The sequence below is a fragment of the Halobellus sp. H-GB7 genome (assembly GCF_030848585.1).
Taxonomy (GTDB): Archaea; Halobacteriota; Halobacteria; order Halobacteriales; family Haloferacaceae; genus Haloquadratum; species Haloquadratum inordinatus.
The window spans coordinates 17,201-34,932 of the sequence record NZ_JAVDDW010000005.1 but is presented as its reverse complement, the minus strand read 5'-3'; the positions used below and the strand labels follow the sequence as shown (position 1 = coordinate 34,932).

Below are 17,732 nucleotides of genomic sequence, written 5' to 3'. Positions count from 1 at the left end.
CGGATCGAGCGGGAACGCTAGTCCTCGAACCGCGCGCGCTCGGCCTCGACAACGTCGATGCCAGCTCCGTACCGATCCACGAGCGCCTCACAGGCCGCGCCGAACGCCCGCATACACTGACGCGTCGAGACGTATTCGAGCTCGTCGGCGACGACTTCCCAGGGCTGGGCCTGCAACACTTTCCGGACGAGCAGGCGCTCTTCTCGGGCGGTCAGCGTTCGAGCCGCCTGTCCGCCATCGCCGTCGGCCACTCCACCGACGAGTGCGTGAAGCGCGAGCCGACGGAACGCCCCCGGTGCAGTGGCGTACTGTCCGGGCCCCGACGCGGCCCCGACGACGACGCGCCACTCGCGATCCGAGAGATCGGGTGTGCCTCGGCCGACTTCCTCGTCCACCGAACAGGCCGCGAGCGTCCCCCGGACGACGTCGGGGTCGGCATCACGAAGTTGGTCGACGAGCACGTCGGGCACCCGATCGCGGAACCACCTCGCGTGACGGTCACAGAGCGCGCTGCCCGCGTCCGAAAGCGGGTCGAGCATCAGCGCGGAGTACTCTCCGCTGGACGTGTTTCGCGTCGTCGAGAGGTGAACCGTCTCGTAGCCGTTCTCGGCCCAAAAGGAGAGCAACTCCGGTGTCGCGCCGTAGCCGACGCCCAGGTAGTCCGCCGCACCCTCGAACTCGGCGCGGATCTCCGCCAGCAGCGTCGAGCCGAGTCCCCGCGAGCGCGCGGCGTGGTGAGTCGCGATCCGAACGATGCGGTAGCCGACGGCCACGCCGGCGTCCTCGTCGCGGAGTTGGCTCGTGAACACGTCCGGCAGCATATTCCCGCGGACGCGCTCGCCCTCGTACATCGCACGGCGCGTCTCCGCATCGAGGCCGCCTTCCCGCGCGAGCAGCGCGACGCTGACGACGTGTCCCGCGTGTTCGAGGACGCGAACCCGGAGGTTCGGCGCGTCCAGGAGGCGCGCGAGGTCGTCCGGCTCGGTCCGGTAGTGTGCGAGCACGAGCAGCCCGAACACTTCCCGAAGCAGGTGCTCGTCGGCGGCGAGTTCGTCCGCCGTGAGTGTCCGATAAGTGACCGACGAGGGCGACGCGTCGGCGACGAGCCCGTCGACCGGCGGGCGGGCGTCCAAGAGCAGCGCGCGGAACGCCCACGTCTCGACGGGATCGTTCGGCGCGTATCGGATCGGCTCACCGAGTGACACGTCGACGACGTCGTGGTCGGCCGCGGTCAACTGCTCGCGGAACCGCACCGAGAAGCCCCGACCGGCCCCTTCGTATCCGTGGACGGTCGTGAAGAACGCCACCGAGGGCGCGTCGAGGAACGCCGAGAGAAGCCTGACGGGGATCGCGGCGGCCTCGTCGACGAGGACGACGTCGGGATCGTCCGGGAGCGTCGCCGCCTCAGCTGGCGAACGGAAGCGGACGCGACCGCCGTTCGTCGTTCGGAGATCCCAGTCGTCCTCGGACGCGAGCAGATCGAGATCTGCGAACAGCTCTCGCGCCCGCGCGAACACGTCGGCGGCGTTCCGCCGGTCCGGCGCCGTGACGAGGACGTCGCGTCCGGCCGCCGCGAGCGACGCCCCCGCGAGGCCCGCCGCGCTCGATTTCCCACGGCCGCGGTCGGCTTCGACGACGACGGCCTGCTTCTCGTCTGTTACACGCCGCGCTAATGCCTCCAGCGCGTGGAGTGCGCGTGACTGGTCTGTGGTCACACAGGCCTCGTAGGCCGCCGGCGGGAATACGCGGGTCCCGGCCCGCGGCGGCGTCGGCGACGAGCGGATCGGCGCGTCGTCGTCGGCCGCGCCGCGGCGTTCGATCGTTCCGGCGTCGACGTCGGCGATCGCGACCCCTGGGTGATCGCGGAGCGTCGCGACGAGGCGCTCGCGGAACCGTCCGCCGACGTCGTCGACGTCGTACGGTGGCACTGCGAGGGACGACTCGAAAGAGCCCGGCCGCGCTGGCCAGGCGTCGAGCGGCGGCGCGAGGAGGATAAAGAGGCCGCCGCCGTCGACAGTGCCGACGAGTCGTCCGAGGACGTTCGGCGAGAACGACTCGTGGGCGTCACAGACGACGGCCGTCCGCGTCGTCCCGAGGAGTTCACGCGCCTGCTTCGGGTCCACGCGGTCGAATTTGAACCCCTCCCGCGCTGTGACGATGGTCGTCTCCGACGGAGGGATCTCGGCCCCCTCGACGGCGTCGTAGGCGGCGTCGATGCCGGCGTCCCGATCGCCCGCGAGGACGAGGAGGCGTCGGTGGCCGGTCCGACGTGCTGCCGCGCGGAGGTCCGCGGCGAGGGCGGCAACGTTCATATCCCGGAATTGGGACGCGTGAGTAAGGGAATTGCGCTCGGTCGCGGCGGGGCGAGTCGCATCGAGTCGAACGGGCTCTCGCCAATCGGGGGACCGCGTGTGGCGGCGTGCCACGGCAGGACGCCATTGAAAGCGCTTTTATGGCATCCCGAGTTATCCAGGTGTACAGCCTGCCCGGGGTTGATGATGCTCCTCGCCGTCAGGGAAATCCGCTTTCGAGGACCGTTGTCCTCGGCACTCGCCGGCGGGGCAGTCGAGCCCGCGAGCAGGAGAGGTGAACAACCAATGCCAGTTTACGTAGAATTCGACGTCCCAGCCGACCTCGCAGAGGACGCCCTCGAGGCCCTCGAGGTCGCCCGAGATACCGGTACAGTAAAGAAAGGAACCAACGAGACGACCAAAGCCGTCGAGCGCGGCACCGCCGAGCTCGTCTTCGTCGCCGAGGACGTCTCGCCCGAAGAGATCGTGATGCACCTGCCCGAACTCGCAGACGAGAAGGGCATCCCCTACGTCTTCATCGAGACGCAGGATGAAGTCGGTCAGGCCGCCGGCCTCGAAGTCGGCTCGGCCGCCGCCGCTATCGTCGACGCGGGCGAGTCCCAGAGTCAGGTCGAAGACATCGCCGCGAAGGTCGAGGAACTGCGGTAAGCGACGATGAGCGCAGAAGAGACCGCCAGCGACTCGACGTCCGCGGAGGTCATCGAGATCGTTGGCAAGACAGGGATGCACGGCGAGGCCATGCAGGTCAAGTGCCGCATCCGCGAGGGCTCGAACCAGGGCCGTATCATCACCCGAAACGTCCTGGGTCCCGTCCGAGAGGGCGACATCCTGCAGCTCCGCGAGACGCAGCGCGACGCCGACTCCATCGGAGGTCGATAACCAATGGTCGAAACCCGTACGTGTGATTACACCGGTGAGGAGATCGAACCCGGCACGGGCACGATGCTCGTGAAAAACGACGGAACGATCCTCCACTTCGTGGACTCGAAGGCCGAGAAGAACTACCGTCTCGGTCGCGAGCCCCGCGATCTGGAGTGGACCGAAGCAGGTGGCGCCGCCGAGGGCGAACAGTGAGCAACGACGAGCGCACCTTCGTGATGGTCAAGCCCGACGGCGTCCAGCGCGGGCTGATCGGGGAGATCGTCTCCCGCTTCGAAGAGCGCGGTCTGAAGCTCGTCGGCGGGAAGTTCATCCAGATCGACCAGGACCTCGCACACGACCACTACGGTGAACACGAGGACAAGCCGTTCTTCGACGACCTCGTCGAGTTCATCACCTCCGGTCCGGTCTTCGCGATGGTCTGGGAAGGCGCGGACGCGACCCGTCAGGTCCGATCGATGGTCGGCGAGACCGACCCCGCCGAGTCCGACCCCGGTACGATCCGCGGCGACTTCGGCCTCGACCTCGGTCGCAACGTCATCCACGCCTCGGACCACGAGGACGAGGGTGCGAACGAACGCGAGATCGACCTCTTCTTCGACGAGGACGAACTGCTCGACTACGAGCGGATCGACGCGGCCTGGCTGTACGAATAACGCGGCCACACGCGTCTTTCTCTCTCGCTCTCGCTTTCTGCGCTCGCCAGCGGTGCTTCGCGGTCGGCCCCGCCCGACTGCCCCGCGCGGCTCTCACCGACTGGGAGCGACCGCGTCCCTCTTTTTTCACCAGTTCCTAGCCGCGGCTATGCGTAGTACGTGTACGAAACTGATGGCGGCATCGACGATGATCTTCGGCCTCGTGGGGGCGCTGTTCCCGCGCCGCGTCCTCGACCTCGCCGAGCGGTTCGTCCTCGTGGGCTACGAGAACCCCGAAGATCTCGAACCCTCCGAGTGGTACGTCTCGGCGACGCGCGCACAGTCGGCGCTCTCGGCGCTCGCCGGCGGCGTCGTCCTCGCGCTCGAATACGGCTCTACGTGCGGTAGCGATAGCGACGAGGACGCCGCGGAGGCCGAAGACGCCGAGTAACGCCGTCCCAGCGCTATCGCGAGTTTTTATCGTCCGAAGCCGGCACTCCGGGCAATCAGTAGACGCGCAGTGGCAAGAAAAATGTCGAACAGAGCCGCTGTGATTACGCCTGCGGCGCAGTCACGTCGATTTCGCCGGCGTCGAGTTCGGCCTCGACTTCGCGGGCGGCCTGGACCATATTCTCGATCTTCTGGTAGGCGACCTCACGCGGCAGGAGCTTCACGCCGCAGTCCGGCGAGATGGTGAGTCGCTCCGGCGGGACGACCTTCAGTCCCTGTTTGATGTTGCGCTTGATCTCCTCGACGGATTCGACTTCCGCGTCGTGAACGTCGACGACGCCGAGCGCGAGATCCGGCTCGAACGCCGGCTCCTGGAACACGTCGATCTGCTCGTAGCCGTCGTTACAGAGTTCGACGTCGAACTCGTCGATCGGGAAGTCGTTGATCTCGGGGTAGATCCGCGAGTAGTCGCCGTAGCAGACGTGCAGCCCGATACGGACGTCCTCGGAGATGCCGTCGACGATGCGTTCGAGCGACTCGCCGACGATCGCGTGGTCGTCCGGCGTCGTCGCCAGCGCGGGTTCGTCGATCTGGATGTAGCGCGCGCCGGCGTCGACCAGTTGCTCGATCTCCTCGTTGACGAGGTCCGCGAGGTCGTACGCGAGCGCTTCCTCGTCCTCGTAGGCCTCGTTGAACGACCAGCGGGCGAGCGTGTACGGCCCCGTGATCGGAACCTTCACCGGCTTCGTGGCGACGTTCGAGGTGAACTCGAACTCGTCGACGAGCCACGGTTCGTCGTACTCGACCGCCGAGACGACCGAGGGTTTGTCGAAGTAGTTGTGTCCCCACACTTTCACCGGGCCGTTGAACTCGTAGCCGGGGATCCGGTGGGCGAAGTACTCGACCATCTCCTCGCGGCGCATCTCGCCGTCGACGACGGTGTCGAGGCCCGCTCGTTCGTGTTCCTCGGTGATGAGGCGGGCCGCGTCGTCGTGCGCTTCGTCGAGGTCCTCCGCGTCGAACTTCGATTCGGGGTCCTCGGAGAGTTCGCGCACGCGGTTGAGCCACTTCGGTTTGGGGTAGCTCCCGACGACAGTCGTCAGGAGGAAGTGATCGGCGTCGTGGTCGTCCGGGCGGAACTGCTCGCGGTTGTCGGCGTGACGCGTCATTCCGCAGCCACCTCCGCGTCGAGGTCGGCGGCCGCAGCGAGGGCGGCGAGTTTCTCTTGGTGTTTGTTCACGGGTAGATAGAACGGCTCGGTGTTCGTACTCAGATACACGGTCTCGAAGTCGGTCGCAGGAAGCTGCTCTTCGAACCACTCGACGCGTTCGCGGAGCGTCTCGGGCGATTCGACGAGCGTGTTCTGCCCGTCCGAGAGGCCGAGCGCGACGTCGTCGGTGACGCCGTACTCGCTGGCGTTGTAGACTGTCTGTTCGCGGTCGCCGGCGACGACGTCGAGGCCGACCGCCGAGACGTCCGCGTCCAGCAGGTGCGCGTAGGTCTTCTCGTCGAGCGCGCCGAAGTACGTGTGGACGACGACGTCGGCGTCGGTCGCGCCCGCGACGGCGTCGATAGCTTCGGGGACGGCCACCGCGAGGTCGTCATCGGGTGCGGACTCCACGAGCGAGGGCTCTAAGAGGAACAGGGTCTCGTGCTCGGGGAACGCCTCGACTTCGCCGCCGAGGAACTCCGCGATGGCCGAGAGGAACGTCTCCGCGTCGCCGTAGTGTTCGTCGGTCGCCAGATCCGCGAGCGAGTACGGGCCGGGAAGAACCGCCTGCAGCGGTGCGGCATCGTCGAGCAGTTCGGACGCCTGCTCTAATTCGGCCGCAACGTCACCGGAGGGAGTCAGGTCGTCGACGACGCGCGGGTCGCGATAGAAGTTGTTGTTGTCGTAGTAGCGGACGATGCCACCGGTCTCGACGTTGTCGTGGACCGTGAGGGGGTGTGCGATCATATCGTCCCAGCGGAGCTGTCCCTCGACGGCGCGGTCGAGGCCGGCGTCGAGTTGGTCGTCGACGACTTCCGACCGCGCGTTTTCGTACGCGGAGACGATCGCTTCGGACTCGTCGCCGGAGATTAGATCGCCTTTCTGGTGTCCTTTGAGGTCCGATAGGTCCGACTTCGCCCAGTCCGGCAGCGGGAACAGGCCGGGCGTCGTCGCTACGAGTTCTGTCATCGACAGACGCTACGAAATGCCGCGGCTTAATATTTGCTAAAGCAGAAAATGCGTGCTGGTTATTCGGAATCGGGTGCGGAATCGGATTCCGTCTGTGTCAGCGCGACCACCGAGAGCGACTCGAACGGATAAGACTCCTCGACGACGACCTCGTGGGCGAAGCCGCACGCTTCCGCGCGGTCGATCACAGCATTGTATCCCGTGAGCGAACTCACGAGCAACAGGACGACGCCGCCGGGTGCGAGGACGCGACCGACGGTGTCGAGGAACGGATCGACGAGTTCTCGGCCGGACTCCCCGCCCGAGAGCGCCTGCTCCATCCAGTCGTCCCACTCGTTTTCGGGATCGGTTGGGAGATACGGCGGATTGAACGCGACTGTGTCGAACGCACCGTCGGCGAACGGTTCGACGAGGTTCCCGCGCACCACGTCGAAGGTGGCGGCGTCGCGGCCGTCGATCGCAGACTGTTCACTCTCGTCCGCGTCGCCACCGCGGTCACCGAGTGCCCTACGACGCGCCGCCCGACAGGCGTGCGGGCTGAGGTCGCTCGCGACGACGTCGGTCACGGCGTCGACCTCGCGGGCCGCCTGTTCGGCGACCCACCCCGAGCCGGTACCAACCTCCAGGAACCGCCCGCGGCCACGCGCTTCGACGGCGGCGGCGAGGAGCCCGGAGTCCTCTGCGGGCTGGTAGACTTTCGTTTCCATCCCGCGCCGATCCGCGAGGTCCTGCTTCGTCTCCTCGCTCACGACGACTCACCCCCGTCGCTCGCCGCTTCCGCCGGCGGCGCTTGCTCCTCGCTCGATGCTGCTTCGGCGCCCGTGTCGTCACCCGCGAGGACGAAGCCGCCGGCCTCCTCCCGGCCGGTGAGTTCGCGCTGCGGGAACGGGATCTTGATGCCCTCGGCTTCGAGCGCTTCCTTGACCGCGCCGATGACCGCGGTCTGTGAGCGCCACTTCCGACGCGCGCTCGGATTGTCGATCCAGTACCGGACGCCGAGGACGACCGCGGAGTCGCCGAGTCGCTTGAGCACGACCTGCGGCGTCGGCACGCTCATCGGATCGTCGAGCCTCGACACCGCCTTCTGTGCGACTTTGGCAGCCCGTTCAGGATCGGCGTCGTAGTCGACGCCGACCTCGACTTCGATGCGGAGCCGTCCCTTCCGGCTCCGGTTGACGAGGCTCTCCGAGGAGACGACGTCGTTGGGGATCATCACGTACTCGCCGTCGAACGTCTGGATCCGGGTGTTGACGATCGTGATGTCGGTGACGATCCCCTCGTGCTCGCCGACCTGGATCCAATCGCCGATCTCGAAGGGGCGCGAGAACATCAGCACGAACCCGGCGATGAGCGCCCCGAGCGTCTGTCGGGCGGCCATACCGACGACGATCCCGAGGAATCCCGCCCCGACGAGGATGCCGCCGACGTTCACCCGCCACAGCGAGAGCACGATCGTGAACGCCAGGAGATACAGCGTGACCTGCCCGATCCGGAACGCGATCTCGCGCTCGTGCTCACCGAGTGAGGACCGCGTCTCGGCGATCTCCTCGATGAGCTGTCGGACGAGCCCCGTCATCGTGTACGCACCGATCAGGAACAGCAGCGAGATGCCGATCCGGACGAGGGTCTCCGGACCGTAGTTGTCGCCGAAAACGCCGAGCAGTTCCGCCGAAAGCCCCCACACGGCGACGATCGCGACGCCGCCCGTCAGCGCCAGGATCATCGTGCCGAACGTTACGAAGACGTGCCACAGCGTCTGTGGGATCTGTTCGGGCTCGATCGCGTGGAGCCACTCCGTCCGTGCGAGCAGTGCCATCACCGCGACGCCGATGGCGAACGTGACGGCGATTCGACCGGCGGTCGACGGGACGAGTTGCGGGAGACCAGCGAGCGTACTGCCGACCCCGTCGGAGAAGATCTGCAGTGCGAGGAGGGGTCCCACGTGAGACACCTCAGCGGCCGTGTTCGTCGGCGATGGCGGTCAGTTCTGCGAACGCCGCGGGCGAGAGCGACCCTGCCCGGGCGCGGAGCAGGTCCTCGTCGACGTCTTCGACGGCGTCGACGACGGCCTCGGGGTCGGACAGCCCCGAGATGTGCGCGGTGTTGCGGATGCCGTTTCGGATCGTCTTGCGCCGCTGGGTGAAAAGCGCCTTCACGAAGTCGAAGAAGAACGCCTCGTCTGTGACTTCGTAGTCCGGTTCTCGGGGCTGGAGGCGGACGATCGCACTCTCGACGGCCGGCGCGGGGTCGAACGCCTCCGGCGGCACGATCTCGACGACTTCGACGTCCGCGTAGTGCTGGGCGCTGACCGACAGCCGGCCGTAGTCGTCGGTGCCGGGCTCGGCCGCCATCCGCTCGCCGAACTCCCGCTGGAACATCAACACCAGCGGGCGCTGCGTCGGCAGCAGTCGGAAGGTGATCTCAGAGGAGATCCCGTACGGGAGATTCGCGACGCACGCGGTGAACTCCGGGAGTTCGACCTCCAGGGCGTCGCCTTCGATGATTTCTAATCGTCCGGCTTCGGTGTCGGCTTCGAACTCCTCGCGGAGGAACGCCGCGAGCGCGGGGTCGCGTTCGACGACGGTGACTCGCTCGGCGACGCGGAGCAGGCGATCCGTGAGCGCGCCGGTCCCGCCGCCGATTTCGAGGATGTGTGTCGTATCCGCATCCTCGGGGAGATACGTCGGAATCCGATCGAGCACCCGGTCGTCGATCAGGAAGTGCTGATCGCGGTCGGGGTCGCCGCGCACGCCGGCCCGACGGCGCAACTCGTCGGGGTCGCGAAGATCGGGCGCGGCGTCGGGCGTCGAATCTGTCATTGGCGTCGATTGCAGGCGGGCGCGTGTAAACGTCTCGGCTCGTGGTCTACCCAACTCGAACTATAGTAGCGTTTGCAACTGATTACACAACCGATCGCACGACTGCGTGCGATTCGGTGCGTGCAGACTTGCAAACGCTACTGTAGGAAGTAGACGGCCGCCGAACGACTCTCGACGGCGCTGCGCTACGATTCGCGTCCGACGAACGTCTTGTACTTCAGGTCGTCGTCGCGGAGTTCCTCCATAATCCGCTCGGCGAGGATCTCTTTCGGCCGGTGGAGCCCCGAGACCCGTTCTTCGACGTCCTCGAAGCTCTCGAAGGGACCGCGCTTGCGCTGATCGAGGACGTTGTTGCGGAGTTTCTTCCCGATGCCGGGCAGGAGGTTGAGTTGGTGGAGCCGCAGCGTGATCGGCTGGGCGTCGTTGTAGAAGTCGACGAAGCGCTGCTCGTTGGCGTCGACGATCTCCTCGATTGCGTACTCCAGTTCGGCGTTCGCCGTGTTCGAGATGTCGTCGTACCGCACCTCTTTGAACCCCTCGACGGCGTCGCGGGCTTCCGTCGGGCCGATCACGACCCGGTCGCCGATCGAAATGTCGGCGTCGTCGCTCAGCGTGAGTTCGAAGAGACGGAAATCGCGCTCACCGAGCGCGTACGCGAGAGGAGACTTTCGGTGTCGGGGGCGGTCGTCGTCGGCACGGCCGTGCGGCAGGTGATCGAGAACGACCGCATAGCGCATCGCTGCGGCGTCCGTCTCGCCCTGCGCGCCGGAGTCGTCGCCGCCTTCCGACTCGTTCGCGTCGTCGGCGTCTCCGCTCTCGGTCGTGGTCATACGATGACGTACGCCCACGGCCTATTTAAATAGTTGGCCGACGGCGACGAACCGTCTGCTCGGATTAGACGTACTTCGCGACGACGTTCAACACGTCGTCGAGTTCCTCGCCGCTCAGGGCGTACCGTTCCTGTGCGTACACTGCGCGGAGTTCGTCCCGGCTCTGCGGGAGGAGGTCCGCGATCTTGATCGCCGTCGGGGCGTCGACCTTCTCCAGTTCGAGTAGTTCCTCGACGAGTTCACGCGACTCCTCGGGGTCGAGGTGGGCGAACCGGTTCACGTGTTCGACGGCGCGAGCCAGTTCGTACTGGAGTTCGCGCTCCTCGTCCGCGGCACGCTCGGCTTCGACGTCCTCGAGGAGTGCTTTGACTTCTGAGACAGTCAGATACTCCTCGTCGACTTTTTCCTTGAAGATGGTCATCGGCGGAGCGTGTTACTCCTGGGCGCGCAGGTGAGCGGGACGAGTGATGAGGGTCTTCTCTTTGCCGCCGTCGACGATCTGGACCTTGAACGCGCGGCCCTGTTTGCCGACGACCTCGCCCGTGTGTCCGTTGAAGCGCGGGTGGAAGCGGCCTTCGCGCACGCTCGGGTCGATCTTCAGGTGGACCTTCTGACCTTCGTCGTACTCCTGGATCGCGCGCTGCGGCGGCGACGTCCCGCGGTCGCGCGGCTTGTTCGAGAGCTTTCCTCGCGTTCCGTGAAGTGGACCGTTGGAACTCGGCATAGTCGTTGGAGTCAGTACTTTCGACGCGGTTATAAAACGCACGTTCCCGTCTCGTGAGCCCGTGCCGTTTCTGGGTCTATCGCACGGGCTTCTGTGAGGCTGGGAATCGCCGACAAAACCTAAAACGGAGGCCGTCGTAATATCAGGTATGGCACAGCAATACGCATCAGGCGGCCAGCTTCCCGACGAGGTCGATGCCGCGCTAACCGATGGAGACGACGGATCGTCGCACAGTGACTCGAGTTCGCGTCTCGAACAGTTCGGGATGGGCGTCGCCGTGAGCATCCTCCTCGGAGCACTGCTCGGCGTCGCGGCCGTGGCGAGTCTCAACTTCGGTGCCGTCCCCCTGTTCGTGGCGCTGGGGCTGGGCTTTCTCGTCTCGCCAGTGGTCGGTGTTCTCTTCTTACAGCGATACGAGAGAAAGCAGGCGTAACCGCAGTCGCCGCTTTTAGATTCGGCCGACGTTCTCGACGGAGACGCTTTCGACGCCGTCGACGTCGGTGAACGCTTCTTCGACCGCTTCCGTTCCGCCGGCGTCGTCGGGAACGATCACGGTGGGGAGCAGCGCGACCAGCCCGAACGCGACGTCGTCGCGTTCGAAGCCGTTGATCTTCGCGCCCTCGGGGAGCGACTGTTCGAGTCGCTCCTGCAGTTCGTCGAGGTCGATTTCGGGGCTGTTCGGCATCACCTTGATCTTAGCGGCTACCTTTCCCATCGTTCAGGGTCCCATAAACCCACAGTCGGGGCATTCATAGAGGTTGCTCTGCTTTCGGCACTTCGCACACCGCGAGATCTCGTGGCCACAGTCCGGACAGTTGAACGTTGCCGCGCTCATGCCGGAGATGTTGATGCCACAGGACACGCACTGCCGGGCGTGTCGCTGCTCGGACTGGCTCATACACTACAGCACCCGTCCGCGACTTTTAACGGTTGTCTTTCCCGCTCATCCGAGAACGATCGGGCCGAGGAGCACGTTCATCAGGTGCACGCGTCGCGCGCCGACGCGCGGCGGTATCAATCCGACGAGCGCTGCGAGACAGAACACCGCGCCCCCGAGGACGCCACCGAACCCGAACGCCAGCGCGACGAGCAGCCCGAGCACGGCGACGACGAGCGGCCGTCGCGGGAGCACGCGCACGAGACGGAGATACCGATCACCGAGAGTGACGAGGACCACAATCCCGAGGCTCGCGGCCAGCGCGATCACGAGCAGCATATCGAGGAGGCCGAACGGGACGCTCGCGGCTTCGCCCGTACTCGTCGCCGTCGTCCGCCCCGCCACGCCGAGCGAGGTGAGCGCGACGGTGACGCCGCTCCGCGGCGCGCCGAGGACGGCCAGCGACGCGACCGCGAACACGGCTGTCGCCGTATCGGCCCCGCTCGTGGCGACGACGTACGCCCGGTCCGAGCCGCGGCCCGCCGGCCCGCTCCCTCCGGAACCACCGAGGGCGAGGACTGCTGCGACACCCGCGGAGACGCCGGGGAGATATCCGACGAGCGCGCCCCCGCCGACGCCCGCGAGGCCGGCCCGGAGTGCTTCGAGCCGCGACAGTCCGAGCGTCACGCCGTCCTGTGGCGGGATCGACCCGTGCGCGTCCAGCGCGTCCAGTAGCACCGGCGCGCCGAACAATCCGCCGAACAGCGGAGCGAGCATCGACGCCGCTCCGTCGGGTGACAGCGGCCCCGACACGGGGAGATCGAGCGTCAGAAGTCCCAGTCCGGTTGCGAGTGCGACACAGAGGAGGGCACCCAGCCGACTCCGACGCGTCGGCTCGGCGAGGACGAGCAGCGCAGTGACGCCCGCGAGTAGCACTGGGAGGGCGGCGAGCAACCACTCGCGGCCGCCGGCGACGACGTGCGACAGCGGAAGCGCGACCCCGACAGCGACGAGGAGCGCGATACTGCTCCCGAGCGCGGAGAGCCGGATCGCCTCGCGGCCGCGACCGGCCAGCACGAGTCGATGTCCGGGGAGCGCTCCCGGTGCGGTCGCGGCGTCCGGGACGCCGAGCACAAGTCCGGGGACGACCGAGAGGAACGTGTGCACGACGCCGGCCGCGAGAACCGCCGCGCCGACGGCGGCCGGCGGTCCGTCGATGCTCGGTGCGACGCCGACGAGGACGAACGCGACGCTGTTGACGTGGAGTCCCGGGACGAGTCCGGTGAGCGCGCCGAGTCCCACGCCCAGACACGCGTACGCGAGTATCGTTGTCGGCGTCGCCATCGCGACGGAGTGGCCCCGGCCTCGTATTTGAACGTTCGTGTCGAGCGGGACGCTGATGGCGGGAGTCTGGAGACTGCGACGGAGCGCTGTCGCTCACGCGGGAGCGTCGAAAGAAATCGGATCGAAAGACGAGTCGGCGCGACGTCCGGATCGGACGGTCGGCGTCGTCGGCTTTGGGCGTGTCGGAATTAACCGAAGAGGTTGCCGAGACCCTCGCCGGAGGCCTCTTCGTCCTCTTCTTCTTCGTCGGCTGCTTCCTCGGCTTCCTCTTCGGCTTCTTCCTCTTCGTCGCCCTCGTCAGCGGCCGCGGGCTCGCCGCCAGCGGCGCCGCCCGTAGCGGGTGCGGGTGCGGCGGCGGCCGTCTCGACGGCCTCCTCGATGTCGACGTCCTCTAGTGCGGCGACGAGCGCCTTCACGCGGGACTCTTCGACGTCGACGCCAGCGGCGTCGAGAACTGCGGTGACGTTGTCTTCGTTGATCTCTTCGCCCGATTCGTTCAGGATGAGAGCTGCGTAAACGTATTCCATTGTCGTATACCTCGTGTGTTATCCGAACATCGCACCGAGTCCTTCGGCACCGTCGTCGTCATCGTCGTCGTCGGTGTCGTCGGCGTCGGCTTCTTGTTCGTCAGTGTCTTCGTCGGCCGATTCCTCTTCTGCGTCCGCTTCGGCCGCCTCCTCGGCAGCCGGTGCGGGCGCCTCGACCCCCCGGAGTTCCTCCGGGAGTGCCTCGTCGTCGTCGATCTGCGCCGCGAGCGTGCGGACCTGGGCGTCGGCTTTCGCGACGAGGTCAGGCAGCACGTCGGGGTCCTCGATGGCGGCGAAGAGCCCGAGGGCCTTCGCGTCGCCAGCGGCCTTCGCGAGTAGCGTCGGCGTGGACTGCGCCGTCGGGATCGTCGCGTTGACCGCGAGGTTCCGTGCGGCGGCAGCGGCGGACTCGATGTCCGCGCGGTACTCGTCGACGTCGATCGCGAGTTCGTCCGGCTCGAAGAGGACGCCTTCGGAGAAGACGCCGCGGAGGTCGAGACCGACCTCCTTCGGCTCGATACCGAGCTCGGAGAGCACGCCTTCGAGTTCTTCGGAGACGGGTTCGCCGGCTTCGAGGACTTTCGAGTCCTCGGTGACCTGGATCGAACCGTCCATAATGCGCGCGGCGGCGCCGACCTGCTGCAGCTCGCCCACGAACGGACCGGGGTCGACGCCCGTGTCACCCTCGGGGATGACGATGTCGTTGGGCGCGACTTCGCCGGCACTGATCGGTGCGGGCGTCTTCGACGCTTCGAGCTGTTTGTAGAGCCCGAACGGGTTGTCGTTGGTGCCGACGAGCGCCACCTGGCCCGAGACGTACTCGACGAGTTCTTCGAGGCCGTCGTCGACGTCTTCGAGCGCGCGAACAGCGAGCGTGTTGCGGCTCATCCGCAGTTCGGCGCTGCCGTGAAGGTCGCGCCGCATACTCTGTAGCTGGCGGCTCGGGATGCCGGCGACGTCGACGACGCCGACCGACTGGTAACGCTCGAGGAACTCGACGAGTTCGGCGACTTCCTCGCGCTTCCACTCGGGGATCGTCTCCGTTCGTCGGGCGGATGCGCTCTCGCTCATGCGGGCACCTCCACGGACGGTCCCATCGTCGTCTTCACGTACATCGAATCGATGTTGAGGGGACCCTTCTCGAGGTTCGCCTCCAGACGACGGATGATGACGTCGATGTTGTCCGCGATCTCCTCGGAGTCCATATCCTGTGCACCCACGCGGGTGTGGAACGTCCGGCGATCGCGGGAGCGGAGTTGCACCGTGTTCTTCATTCGGTTCACTGTCTCGACGACGTCGTCGTCCGGCTGGAGCGGCGTCGGCATCTTACCGCGCGGACCGAGAACCGTCCCCAGGAAGCGGCCGATGTCCTGCATCATACTGGCTTCGGCCACGAAGAAGTCGGTCTCGTCGGCGAGGTCTTTTGCCGCGTCGGTGTCGTCTCCGAGTTCTTCGAGGTCGTCGCCGTCCAGAACTTGGTCGGCGGCCTCCTCGGCTCGGAGCGCGGTTTCACCGCTCGCGAACACGACGATCTGTGTCTCCTGGCCCGTGCCGCTGGGCAGAACCACAGACTCGTCGACACGTTTCGACGGGTCGTTAAGGTCGAGATCGCGCAGATTAACGGCGAGGTCTACCGTCTCACGGAAGTTCCGTGGGGGTGCCTCGTCGAGTGCGCGAGAGACTGCGTCAACTATCGTATCTGCCATTATTCACCTCCGTAGTACGCAGGATTGCTCCTACGGGTCAGTGAAACAGGCGTCTGCCTGTCTCGTCGAATCGAACGGGAATGGCGGACTTAAGTCCGTCGAAGCAGATCCCACGTACCGGCCGTTTTCGGGCGCGAAACCCCGTATTCGTGGGAATAGTCGACACGGTGGAACGCGGCCGCACCGGTTCCGATGCGGCGGTCGCCCGACGGTCCTGTGGCGACGGTCGGGCGTCGAGAGACGCGCCGCTCGCGACCGATCGAACCGCAGAGAGAAAGGCGTCCGCAGTGAGTGGGGTCACGGCAACAACGCACCGTGCCCGATTCCGTCGGGGGAGTCTGAACCGCGAGTTACTCGTCGGCGAAGACGTCGTCGTACTCGCCGTCTTCCATCCGCTCTTTGAACTCGCGCGGATCGTTGCCCTCGATCGTGACGCCGAGGGAGGTACACGTACCGACGACCTCCTTCGCGGCGTTGAACGAGTCGTACGAGAGCAGGTCAGAGGACTTCTGCTCTGCGATCTTCTTCACCTGTTCGACGGTCAGATCGGCGACGAAGTTCTCCTGGGGTTCACCCGATCCGGTCTCGAAGCCGGCCTCGTCCTTGACGAGTTCGGCCGTCGGCGGAACGCCGACAGAGATCGTAAAGGAGCCGTCGTCCTCGTACTCGACGGTGATCGGGACTTCCATCCCGTCGAACGCAGCCGTCTCGTCGTTGATCTGCTGGACGACGTCCTGCACGTTCACAGGAGTCGGTCCGAGTTCCGGACCGAGCGGCGGACCAGGGTTCGCCTCCCCGCCGGGAACGAGTACTTCGATAGTTCCAGCCATACCTCACAACACCCTGCGGCGACTTTTAACGGTTTTCTTTCGCCCGAACGGCCGTGTGAGGGTACGACACGCCGCTCGTTCTCCGCCCAGCGGACGATCGACCGCCGGTGCTCCCCGACGGCTCACAGGTCGAGACCGAACGGCGCGGCGTCGACGGCCGCAGCTGCCATCGCCCCGAGAAGTTCGCCGACGGCGTCGAGGTCTTCGGTGTCGACGACTTCGACGGGCGTGTGCATATAGCGGTTGGGGATCCCGACGTTCAGCGCGGGGATGCCGCTGCGAGCGGTGTAGAACGCGTCGGCGTCGGTCCCCGTTCGGGTCCCGGTCGCCTGAAGTTGCACGTCGACGTCGGCGTCTTCGGCGGCGTCGCGAGCGAGGTCGACGAGCGACGGGTGGTTCGCGCTGCCGCGGGAGACGACCGGTCCCGCGCCGAGTTCGACGGGACCGGTGCGTTTGCCCGGGATATCGGGGTTGTCGGTCGCGTGCGTCACGTCGACGGCGATAGCCGCGTCGGGGTCGAGGTCGAACCCGACCATCTTCGCCCCCTGGACGCCGACTTCCTCCTGGACCGTACTCACGGCGTAGACTGTCGCGTCGACGTCGGCTCCGGCGGCCGAGCGAAGCGCCTCGGCGGCGGCCCAGATTCCGACGCGGTTGTCCATTCCGCGCGCGGCGAGTCGCGTCCCGTGGAGCGGGCGGACGCGCGTTTCGACGGTCACTGGATCGCCGACTTCGACGAGGTCGTGCGCCTCGTCCTCGCCGTCGGCCCCGACGTCGACGAACTGCTCGTCGATGTCGTCGTACTCCTCGCCCTCGTAATCGCGCAGGTGGATCGCTGTCTGCCCAATGACGCCGGCGACGGGGGTCTCGGCGTGGACGGTAACGTGCTGGCCCTTCGACACCGTCCGATCTGCGCCCCCGATCGCGCCGATCCGGAGGAAGCCGTCCTCGGTGATGTCGCGGACGATGTAGCCGATCTCGTCGGCGTGGCCGGTGAACGCAATGGAGACGTCGGCGTCCTCGCTACTCTCGTGGACCGCGACGGCGTTGCCGTACTCGTCGGTCCAGACCTCGTCGGCGAACTGGCGCACGTAGTCGAGCCACACTCGCTGCCCGACCGCCTCGAATCCCGAGGGACTGGGCGTCGTCAGCAGATCCGTCAGAAATGCGTGTTTATCGTCGTCCATAGGCCTGCTCCGATTGCCTGACACCTGAAACCACCGGCTCTCGGTCTCGCTCTCGGACCCATCCCCACAACGGTTATGCCTCGTGTCGGCGTATCGAAACGTGAGATGTCAGAGAAATCGTTCACGTTCTTCGAGATTCATCTGCACGACGGCCTCAGATTCGAGGCGACGAACACCGCACCCGCGATCGGAGGTTCCACTGACGACGAGGGCAGCGCGTCGTCTGACAGCGACGCGAACGAGGACGCGACCGACGAATCGAGCGGGATGTGCCCGACCTCCGGCGGTCGCCTGCTCGGTGCGCTAGTCGCGGTCGGTTTCCTCGTCGCGCTCGCCGCCGCAGCGAAATACCTCCGCGGAGACGACGAGGTGACCGAACTCGACGACTTCGTCGAGGAGTAACCGATCTGTCGGTTCCGTTCTTACTGTCGGC

General features: G+C 66.5%; 24 protein-coding genes. 7 read left to right on the top strand and 17 right to left on the bottom strand.

The features are described 5' to 3' along the window. Positions 1–17: 17 nt before the first annotated feature. The gene (gene tmcA / locus RBH22_RS10490; protein WP_306677439.1) at positions 18–2,312 is read right to left on the bottom strand and encodes a tRNA(Met) cytidine acetyltransferase TmcA; all 2,295 of its coding nucleotides are present in this window, start codon (positions 2,310–2,312) and stop codon (positions 18–20) included. 285 nt (positions 2,313–2,597) lie between these two features. On the opposite strand from tmcA, the gene rpl7ae reads away from it, so the two are divergent. The 5 genes from rpl7ae (at position 2,598) to RBH22_RS10465 (ending at position 4,277) form a co-directional block, all read left to right on the top strand. Next, the gene (gene rpl7ae, locus RBH22_RS10485; protein WP_121559418.1) at positions 2,598–2,960 is read left to right on the top strand and encodes a 50S ribosomal protein L7Ae; all 363 of its coding nucleotides are present in this window, start codon (positions 2,598–2,600) and stop codon (positions 2,958–2,960) included. Between the two features lie 6 nt (positions 2,961–2,966). Next, complete coding sequence (locus tag RBH22_RS10480; RefSeq protein ID WP_049986948.1) at positions 2,967–3,191, top strand: 30S ribosomal protein S28e; 225 nt, start codon at positions 2,967–2,969, stop codon at positions 3,189–3,191. Positions 3,192–3,194: 3 nt separating this feature from the next. Further along, positions 3,195–3,386 carry a 50S ribosomal protein L24e gene (locus RBH22_RS10475; RefSeq protein ID WP_306677438.1) on the top strand — a complete coding sequence of 64 codons (192 nt, stop codon included), beginning with the start codon at positions 3,195–3,197 and terminating at the stop codon, positions 3,384–3,386. Further along, complete coding sequence (ndk, locus tag RBH22_RS10470) at positions 3,383–3,847, top strand: nucleoside-diphosphate kinase (RefSeq protein ID WP_121569390.1); 465 nt, start codon at positions 3,383–3,385, stop codon at positions 3,845–3,847. Before RBH22_RS10475 ends, ndk begins: the two co-directional genes overlap by 4 nt. A 148-nt stretch (positions 3,848–3,995) precedes the next feature. Then, entirely contained in the window at positions 3,996–4,277 is a 282-nt protein-coding gene (locus RBH22_RS10465) for a hypothetical protein (RefSeq protein ID WP_306677437.1), read from the top strand. A gap of 103 nt (positions 4,278–4,380) precedes the next feature. Here the strand turns inward: RBH22_RS10465 and RBH22_RS10460 are convergent, their stop codons facing one another. From RBH22_RS10460 to RBH22_RS10425, 8 genes are all read right to left on the bottom strand, one after another. Next, positions 4,381–5,445 (bottom strand): methionine synthase, encoded by a 1,065-nt coding sequence (locus tag RBH22_RS10460; RefSeq protein ID WP_256545500.1) that lies wholly within the window; start codon positions 5,443–5,445, stop codon positions 4,381–4,383. Then, positions 5,442–6,455: a 5-methyltetrahydropteroyltriglutamate--homocysteine methyltransferase gene (locus RBH22_RS10455; RefSeq protein WP_306677436.1), complete on the bottom strand. Its 1,014-nt coding sequence runs from the start codon at positions 6,453–6,455 to the stop codon at positions 5,442–5,444. Before RBH22_RS10455 ends, RBH22_RS10460 begins: the two co-directional genes overlap by 4 nt. Positions 6,456–6,514: 59 nt before the next feature. Beyond that, a complete protein-coding gene (locus tag RBH22_RS10450; RefSeq protein ID WP_306677435.1) occupies positions 6,515–7,204 on the bottom strand; it encodes a HemK2/MTQ2 family protein methyltransferase in 690 nt (229 codons plus the stop codon). Continuing rightward, positions 7,201–8,406, bottom strand: a complete 1,206-nt coding sequence (locus RBH22_RS10445; RefSeq protein ID WP_306677434.1) for a mechanosensitive ion channel family protein — start codon at positions 8,404–8,406, stop codon at positions 7,201–7,203. The genes RBH22_RS10450 and RBH22_RS10445 overlap by 4 nt, the downstream gene beginning before the upstream one ends. 1 nt (position 8,407) lies before the next feature. Continuing rightward, positions 8,408–9,274: a 16S ribosomal RNA methyltransferase A gene (locus RBH22_RS10440; protein WP_256545496.1), complete on the bottom strand. Its 867-nt coding sequence runs from the start codon at positions 9,272–9,274 to the stop codon at positions 8,408–8,410. Positions 9,275–9,459: 185 nt separating this feature from the next. Beyond that, positions 9,460–10,011: a DUF655 domain-containing protein gene (locus RBH22_RS10435; protein WP_306677522.1), complete on the bottom strand. Its 552-nt coding sequence runs from the start codon at positions 10,009–10,011 to the stop codon at positions 9,460–9,462. Positions 10,012–10,168: 157 nt separating this feature from the next. Beyond that, positions 10,169–10,525, bottom strand: coding sequence for an RNA polymerase Rpb4 family protein (locus tag RBH22_RS10430; RefSeq protein ID WP_121569384.1), 357 nt, complete (start codon positions 10,523–10,525; stop codon positions 10,169–10,171). A 12-nt stretch (positions 10,526–10,537) separates the two neighbouring features. Beyond that, positions 10,538–10,828, bottom strand: coding sequence for a 50S ribosomal protein L21e (locus RBH22_RS10425; protein ID WP_121569383.1), 291 nt, complete (start codon positions 10,826–10,828; stop codon positions 10,538–10,540). Between the two features lie 148 nt (positions 10,829–10,976). Between RBH22_RS10425 and RBH22_RS10420 the strand changes: the two genes are divergently transcribed. Beyond that, positions 10,977–11,261, top strand: coding sequence for a hypothetical protein (locus RBH22_RS10420; RefSeq protein WP_256545495.1), 285 nt, complete (start codon positions 10,977–10,979; stop codon positions 11,259–11,261). 15 nt (positions 11,262–11,276) lie between these two features. Here the strand turns inward: RBH22_RS10420 and RBH22_RS10415 are convergent, their stop codons facing one another. The 8 genes from RBH22_RS10415 to RBH22_RS10380 form a co-directional block, all read right to left on the bottom strand. Then, complete coding sequence (locus tag RBH22_RS10415) at positions 11,277–11,543, bottom strand: elongation factor 1-beta (RefSeq protein ID WP_256289676.1); 267 nt, start codon at positions 11,541–11,543, stop codon at positions 11,277–11,279. Between the two features lie 3 nt (positions 11,544–11,546). Continuing rightward, the gene (locus RBH22_RS10410; RefSeq protein ID WP_081927459.1) at positions 11,547–11,726 is read right to left on the bottom strand and encodes an HVO_2753 family zinc finger protein; all 180 of its coding nucleotides are present in this window, start codon (positions 11,724–11,726) and stop codon (positions 11,547–11,549) included. A gap of 45 nt (positions 11,727–11,771) precedes the next feature. After that, positions 11,772–13,049, bottom strand: a complete 1,278-nt coding sequence (locus RBH22_RS10405) for a tripartite tricarboxylate transporter permease (RefSeq protein WP_306677433.1) — start codon at positions 13,047–13,049, stop codon at positions 11,772–11,774. Between the two features lie 188 nt (positions 13,050–13,237). Beyond that, positions 13,238–13,576 (bottom strand): 50S ribosomal protein P1, encoded by a 339-nt coding sequence (gene rpl12p, locus RBH22_RS10400; RefSeq protein ID WP_256289674.1) that lies wholly within the window; start codon positions 13,574–13,576, stop codon positions 13,238–13,240. Positions 13,577–13,594: 18 nt separating this feature from the next. Further along, positions 13,595–14,647: a 50S ribosomal protein L10 gene (locus RBH22_RS10395; protein ID WP_256289673.1), complete on the bottom strand. Its 1,053-nt coding sequence runs from the start codon at positions 14,645–14,647 to the stop codon at positions 13,595–13,597. After that, a complete protein-coding gene (locus tag RBH22_RS10390) occupies positions 14,644–15,282 on the bottom strand; it encodes a 50S ribosomal protein L1 (protein WP_121569377.1) in 639 nt (212 codons plus the stop codon). Before RBH22_RS10390 ends, RBH22_RS10395 begins: the two co-directional genes overlap by 4 nt. A 350-nt stretch (positions 15,283–15,632) precedes the next feature. Next, positions 15,633–16,112 (bottom strand): 50S ribosomal protein L11, encoded by a 480-nt coding sequence (locus tag RBH22_RS10385; RefSeq protein WP_256545491.1) that lies wholly within the window; start codon positions 16,110–16,112, stop codon positions 15,633–15,635. Between the two features lie 122 nt (positions 16,113–16,234). Continuing rightward, positions 16,235–17,299 (bottom strand): M20/M25/M40 family metallo-hydrolase, encoded by a 1,065-nt coding sequence (locus tag RBH22_RS10380; RefSeq protein WP_306677432.1) that lies wholly within the window; start codon positions 17,297–17,299, stop codon positions 16,235–16,237. 105 nt (positions 17,300–17,404) lie between these two features. On the opposite strand from RBH22_RS10380, the gene RBH22_RS10375 reads away from it, so the two are divergent. Further along, positions 17,405–17,701: a hypothetical protein gene (locus RBH22_RS10375; protein ID WP_306677431.1), complete on the top strand. Its 297-nt coding sequence runs from the start codon at positions 17,405–17,407 to the stop codon at positions 17,699–17,701. Positions 17,702–17,732: the final 31 nt, after the last annotated feature.

Excerpts from the sequence above, each read along its gene's own strand:
- tmcA (WP_306677439.1), bottom strand. The coding sequence starts at position 2,312 with ATGAACGTTGCCGCCCTCGCCGCGGACCTCCGCGCGGCAGCACGTCGG.
- rpl7ae (WP_121559418.1), top strand. The coding sequence starts at position 2,598 with ATGCCAGTTTACGTAGAATTCGACGTCCCAGCCGACCTCGCAGAGGAC.
- RBH22_RS10480 (WP_049986948.1), top strand. The coding sequence starts at position 2,967 with ATGAGCGCAGAAGAGACCGCCAGCGACTCGACGTCCGCGGAGGTCATC.
- RBH22_RS10475 (WP_306677438.1), top strand. The coding sequence starts at position 3,195 with ATGGTCGAAACCCGTACGTGTGATTACACCGGTGAGGAGATCGAACCC.
- RBH22_RS10465 (WP_306677437.1), top strand. The coding sequence starts at position 3,996 with ATGCGTAGTACGTGTACGAAACTGATGGCGGCATCGACGATGATCTTC.
- RBH22_RS10460 (WP_256545500.1), bottom strand. The coding sequence starts at position 5,445 with ATGACGCGTCACGCCGACAACCGCGAGCAGTTCCGCCCGGACGACCAC.
- RBH22_RS10455 (WP_306677436.1), bottom strand. The coding sequence starts at position 6,455 with ATGACAGAACTCGTAGCGACGACGCCCGGCCTGTTCCCGCTGCCGGAC.
- RBH22_RS10440 (WP_256545496.1), bottom strand. The coding sequence starts at position 9,274 with ATGACAGATTCGACGCCCGACGCCGCGCCCGATCTTCGCGACCCCGAC.
- RBH22_RS10435 (WP_306677522.1), bottom strand. The coding sequence starts at position 10,011 with ATGCGCTATGCGGTCGTTCTCGATCACCTGCCGCACGGCCGTGCCGAC.
- RBH22_RS10430 (WP_121569384.1), bottom strand. The coding sequence starts at position 10,525 with ATGACCATCTTCAAGGAAAAAGTCGACGAGGAGTATCTGACTGTCTCA.
- RBH22_RS10425 (WP_121569383.1), bottom strand. The coding sequence starts at position 10,828 with ATGCCGAGTTCCAACGGTCCACTTCACGGAACGCGAGGAAAGCTCTCG.
- RBH22_RS10420 (WP_256545495.1), top strand. The coding sequence starts at position 10,977 with ATGGCACAGCAATACGCATCAGGCGGCCAGCTTCCCGACGAGGTCGAT.
- RBH22_RS10415 (WP_256289676.1), bottom strand. The coding sequence starts at position 11,543 with ATGGGAAAGGTAGCCGCTAAGATCAAGGTGATGCCGAACAGCCCCGAA.
- RBH22_RS10410 (WP_081927459.1), bottom strand. The coding sequence starts at position 11,726 with ATGAGCCAGTCCGAGCAGCGACACGCCCGGCAGTGCGTGTCCTGTGGC.
- RBH22_RS10405 (WP_306677433.1), bottom strand. The coding sequence starts at position 13,049 with ATGGCGACGCCGACAACGATACTCGCGTACGCGTGTCTGGGCGTGGGA.
- rpl12p (WP_256289674.1), bottom strand. The coding sequence starts at position 13,576 with ATGGAATACGTTTACGCAGCTCTCATCCTGAACGAATCGGGCGAAGAG.
- RBH22_RS10395 (WP_256289673.1), bottom strand. The coding sequence starts at position 14,647 with ATGAGCGAGAGCGCATCCGCCCGACGAACGGAGACGATCCCCGAGTGG.
- RBH22_RS10390 (WP_121569377.1), bottom strand. The coding sequence starts at position 15,282 with ATGGCAGATACGATAGTTGACGCAGTCTCTCGCGCACTCGACGAGGCA.
- RBH22_RS10385 (WP_256545491.1), bottom strand. The coding sequence starts at position 16,112 with ATGGCTGGAACTATCGAAGTACTCGTTCCCGGCGGGGAGGCGAACCCT.
- RBH22_RS10380 (WP_306677432.1), bottom strand. The coding sequence starts at position 17,299 with ATGGACGACGATAAACACGCATTTCTGACGGATCTGCTGACGACGCCC.
- RBH22_RS10375 (WP_306677431.1), top strand. The coding sequence starts at position 17,405 with ATGTCAGAGAAATCGTTCACGTTCTTCGAGATTCATCTGCACGACGGC.